The following is a 4233-nucleotide window of genomic DNA, read 5'->3' as shown; positions in this document are numbered from 1 at the left end:
CTGCGGCTTGTCGGATCAATCAAGGCCGGGCATGTCGCGCCCTCCAGGATGTTGCGCAAGCTTGCTGCCTATGAGCGCCAGAATCGGCTCGACGTCGCACTCCAGGAAATCGGCAAGATCGAGCGCACTCTGTTCATGCTCGACTGGCTCGAAACCCCTGATCTGCGGCAGAGATGTCAGGCAGGGCTCAACAACAGCGAGCAGCGGCATGTGCTGACCCAGGCAATCCATACCTTCCGCCAGGGACGGATCATCGACCGCAGCCATGAAGCCCAGCAATACCGGGCGTCGGGCCTCAATCTCGTCATCGCGGCGATCGTCTACTGGAATACAGTCTATCTGCAAACCGCCGTCACACATCTGCGCTCAACATCGGCGGTCGTCCCGGAGGACCTGCTGGCGCATACTTCCCCGGTGGGATGGGAGCACATCGCCTTTTCCGGAGACTTCCTCTGGGACAAAGCCGCAGCTTCTGCGGGCCGCAAGACGCTCAATCTGTCGAAACAGGCTCGTGCCGCCTGATCGTTCCTTTATTGTTCATGCCAAACGTTGTTTAGCGTACCATCCACACGATGGCCTCATTTTGCACAAATGTTTCGCAGGGAAACCGGCATCAGTCCACGCGACTTCAGGAAGCTATGACATCATCGGAATGGATATGACCGTCAAACGGGGATACGGCGAAAGAAGATGCCGCGCGCCAGACAAGCGGGGTAAATGACTACACCCTGATGGCCAAATCGCTGCTCCCGCCATCAACCAAAATTGTCGTCACGCCTCAGCGCGAGCGGGTTTGCAAGAGCGGGATCTGTCGCATTGGTCTTCAGCAAGCCCCTCCTCCTTTTCGCCTATTTCCCGTGTATTTCTTGCGACACATCGCGCGGCCCTTTTCCCGACGATCTGCGGGACAGAAAACGCGCCAAAGCTGGCCCGGTGACCAGAACACAGAAAAACCGGGCGACCTGCATGGCAATGACGAAAGGCATATCCACTTTTGTGGTCGAGGCGATAATGGAGACGGAATCAGCTCCACCAGGGCTGGTTGCAAGATAAGCCGTCAGCAGATCCACATGCGCCAGCCGGGCCAGCACCAATGCAAAGCCGCCACACACCGCAATCAGCGCGAGGATGGAACCCAGCACACGTGGAAAGACACGTCCGGCATAAGCCAGCACATCTGGCGTAAACCGCATGCCGATGCCCCACCCGACCAGGGCATAGGCCGCGACTAGCAGAAGATGCGGCTGTTCGATCGGCAGATGGGCGCCAAGCCTTGCAGCCATCCCGATCCCCATGGGCACAAGCAGTCCCCCGGCCGACACGCGCAGACGGGTGCCCAAGGCGCTGCCTGCCAGCGCGATCACAAGCGCAAGTAAAGCACCCTGCCATGAGAGGGTCTGTGCCACGACCAGCGGAGCGGACGGCATTCCGGCTACGCGCGCAACAACAGCCGCAATGACGGCGCAGCACGCCACGCGCAGATATTGCATGAAGGCGACGAGCCGCATATCCGCCCCGTATGATTCCGCCATCAGGGTCATGACCGTGGCCGCACCGGGTGACGAACCCCAGATCGCGGTATTGCCGGGTAGCAGGCGCGAACGTGTCAGCAGCCAGCCGAGAAGGGCTGCCGCAGACAGGGTAGAAAACGTACCGGCGACAAAGACCGGCCAGCTGGCTGCCATTTCGTGAAAGATCGAGGCTGAAAGATAGCTGGCGATCATGACGCCGACCACGCCTTGCGCACCGAGAAAGGCCCAGCGAGGAATACGGACCGCACCACCCCGTGTGGCCAGTACGACCGCCGCCCCCAGTGGTCCCAGCAGCGGCGCGGCCGGCAGGCGTAAGGCAGCCAGAAGCGTGCCGAACACCAGCGAAAGCAGCCCCAGTACGCCCCATCGCCCGGTCAGCAGCCATGCGGACGGCCCCACCCTCACCGCTTAACCGCCAAACACGATTGTATCGGAAGGCAGCACGCGTGCGATCCGCGGGAGGATGGAGCGGATGGAAACATCGTGAAGATCTGCTGACAGGCTGGTGCAGAGATTCTCGGCGATGACGATGTGATAGCCAAGCTCCCAGCCATGCCGTGCGGTGGATTCAACCCCGAAATTCGTGGCGATGCCGCCCAGAACGACCGTTCGGATGCCCCGCCTGCGGAATTGGAGGTCGAGTTCCGTGCCTGTAAATGCCCCCCACTGATGTTTGGTGATGACGATATCGCCGGGTGCCACCAGCCCGTCGGCCAGGTGCGCCCAGTCCGCTGGCAGGCCGCCTTCCGGCGGGCTTAAGGGCTGGTCGGCGGGACCGGACGGCGCGTCGGCAAAGTCGGGTGCAAACGCGACCCGAACCAGTACGACCGTAGCACCGGCATCCCGGAAGCGGGCAGCAAGCGATTTACCACTCTCCAGCACCTGCGACGATGGCCGCGGGGCGGTTGGCAAGGCAAGTATGCCATTCTGCAGGTCAATGAGGACAAGGGCGGTGGTTCGCGGGTCAAATCTATTCACGGATCGGCGCCTTCCGGGATCTGGATACGGATGCATGGTCGGGTCGAACATCGACCGGCAATGGAAAATCGGTTATGCGAGAACTGTCTCGCATAAAAGAAAGTTGAGGGTACCCTCGCATTATGTCAAGCCCGCCCCGTTCATCACCACTCGCGCCCAAGCGGCAGCGCGGACGAGACCGCGTTGAAGCGATCCTCGCAGCCGCGACAACGGTCTTTGGCGAGAAATCTTACGAGGCGGCGACAATGACCGAGATCGCTGCCCGCGCCAGCACGGCAATCGGTTCGCTCTACCGTTTTTTCCCGACCAAGGACGTGCTGGCAGCCGCAGTGCTCGAACGCTACGGCGCGCGGTTGCTACGCGCCCTGGATGGACTGATCGACTGCGATCCGCCACTGTTGCCAACCGACGCGGCGGAAGGACTTCTGGACATCATCCAGCGTCTACGGACGGAACGGTCAGTCGTCCTTTCCCTTATCGACAGCGGGATCGCCCTGCCAGATGGGACAGGAACGCTCCGCAAGGCGCTGATCGGACGCATGAGCCAGTTATTGTCACGGCTGGGTGGTTCTCCGGGTCCACATGACGAACGGGCCGTGATGCTGCTGCATCTGGTCAAGGCGATCTTTGCCCTGCCACAGGATCATTCGGTCCCCCGCCCGGCACAGGACAAGGAAGCCGTTACGGTGCTGCGGCTCTATCTGGAACATGCGGTCGCTTCCCGCTGATCCGGGTCAGAGGTCGCTCCGTAACCTCTGAATCCGCACACAGCCGATCGATATCTCCAGCGGTCGCGTCATCTGGATCGAACAGGTCTGCTTTTCAAAGCATAACTGACTGTAATGCGTTGAAAATCACGCTTTTACTCTCCAACTGTCTCGCGAAGATCAGAGAAACGCATCAAGCCGATGCAACAATTCTGCCGGAGCTTCCTCCTGTGGACTATGACCACAGTCGATCGCGTATCCCCGCACGTCCATGGCTTTTTCGCGCCATGTCTCGACAACATCATATAAAGCGCCCACGGTGCCGCGTGCGCCCCACAAGGCCAGTAATGGGGCCTCAATCTGCCTGTCTGCATCAGTCGCATCATGGACGAGGTCGATGCCTGCCGCAGCGCGGTAGTCTTCGCACGCTGCATGACGCATTGCCGGGTCGGCATAGCATCGACGATATTCGGCCATGACACGCGGATCGACCGACCCTGGTATCTTGATCTGTCCTGCAATGTGGCTTTCGAGAAAAAAGTCTGGATCCCCGCTGATCAGCCTTTCAGGCAGAAGGGCAGGCTGGATCAGAAAAAACCACCAGAAATAGCGTCGGGCGAATTCCATATTGGTCCGGGCATACATCGTTGCTGTCGGTGCGATATCGATCAGCACCAGTTTTTCCACCGACTGCGGTGCATCCAGCGCCATACGGTGCGCCACCCGTCCGCCCCGGTCATGCCCGACAACCATGAACCGTTCAAATCCAAGCTGGTGCATGACGCCAACCTGATCAGCCGCCATGGTCCGCTTGGAATAGTTGGCGTGATCCGTCCCACCTTCAGGCTTGGCGCTATCACCGTAACCCCGCAGATCTGGGGCCACGATGGTAAAGCGTTTCGCCAGTGCGGGCGCAACCTTATGCCAGGTCAAATGCATCTGCGGATGACCATGCAGCATGAGCAGCGGCGGTCCGTTTCCGCCGGTAGCCGTGCGGATCCGCACGCCATTCACCT

General features: G+C 60.4%; 5 protein-coding genes. 2 read left to right on the top strand and 3 right to left on the bottom strand.

What is annotated here, in order from left to right; translation table 11 throughout:
• Positions 1–522 (top strand): Tn3 family transposase (locus GEU01_RS19755; RefSeq protein ID WP_019087044.1); only part of this gene is annotated, 522 nt, incomplete at its 5' end.
• A 326-nt stretch (positions 523–848) separates the two neighbouring features.
• Here the strand turns inward: GEU01_RS19755 and GEU01_RS19750 are convergent.
• Both GEU01_RS19750 and GEU01_RS19745 read right to left on the bottom strand, forming a co-directional pair.
• Positions 849–1931, bottom strand: coding sequence for an AbrB family transcriptional regulator (locus GEU01_RS19750; RefSeq protein WP_019087431.1), 1083 nt, complete (start codon positions 1929–1931; stop codon positions 849–851).
• 9 nt (positions 1932–1940) lie between these two features.
• Positions 1941–2510: a hydrolase gene (locus tag GEU01_RS19745; RefSeq protein ID WP_019087430.1), complete on the bottom strand. Its 570-nt coding sequence runs from the start codon at positions 2508–2510 to the stop codon at positions 1941–1943.
• Positions 2511–2632: 122 nt separating this feature from the next.
• On the opposite strand from GEU01_RS19745, the gene GEU01_RS19740 reads away from it, so the two are divergent.
• Complete coding sequence (locus tag GEU01_RS19740) at positions 2633–3238, top strand: TetR/AcrR family transcriptional regulator (protein WP_026018897.1); 606 nt, start codon at positions 2633–2635, stop codon at positions 3236–3238.
• 159 nt (positions 3239–3397) lie between these two features.
• Here the strand turns inward: GEU01_RS19740 and GEU01_RS19735 are convergent, their stop codons facing one another.
• Entirely contained in the window at positions 3398–4231 is an 834-nt protein-coding gene (locus GEU01_RS19735) for an alpha/beta fold hydrolase (protein WP_081500035.1), read from the bottom strand.
• Positions 4232–4233 lie beyond the last annotated feature (2 nt).

The organism is Komagataeibacter europaeus LMG 18890 (genome assembly GCF_000285295.1).
Lineage (GTDB): Bacteria > Pseudomonadota > Alphaproteobacteria > Acetobacterales > Acetobacteraceae > Komagataeibacter > Komagataeibacter europaeus.
This window is presented reverse-complemented; position numbering and strand designations above follow the sequence as displayed.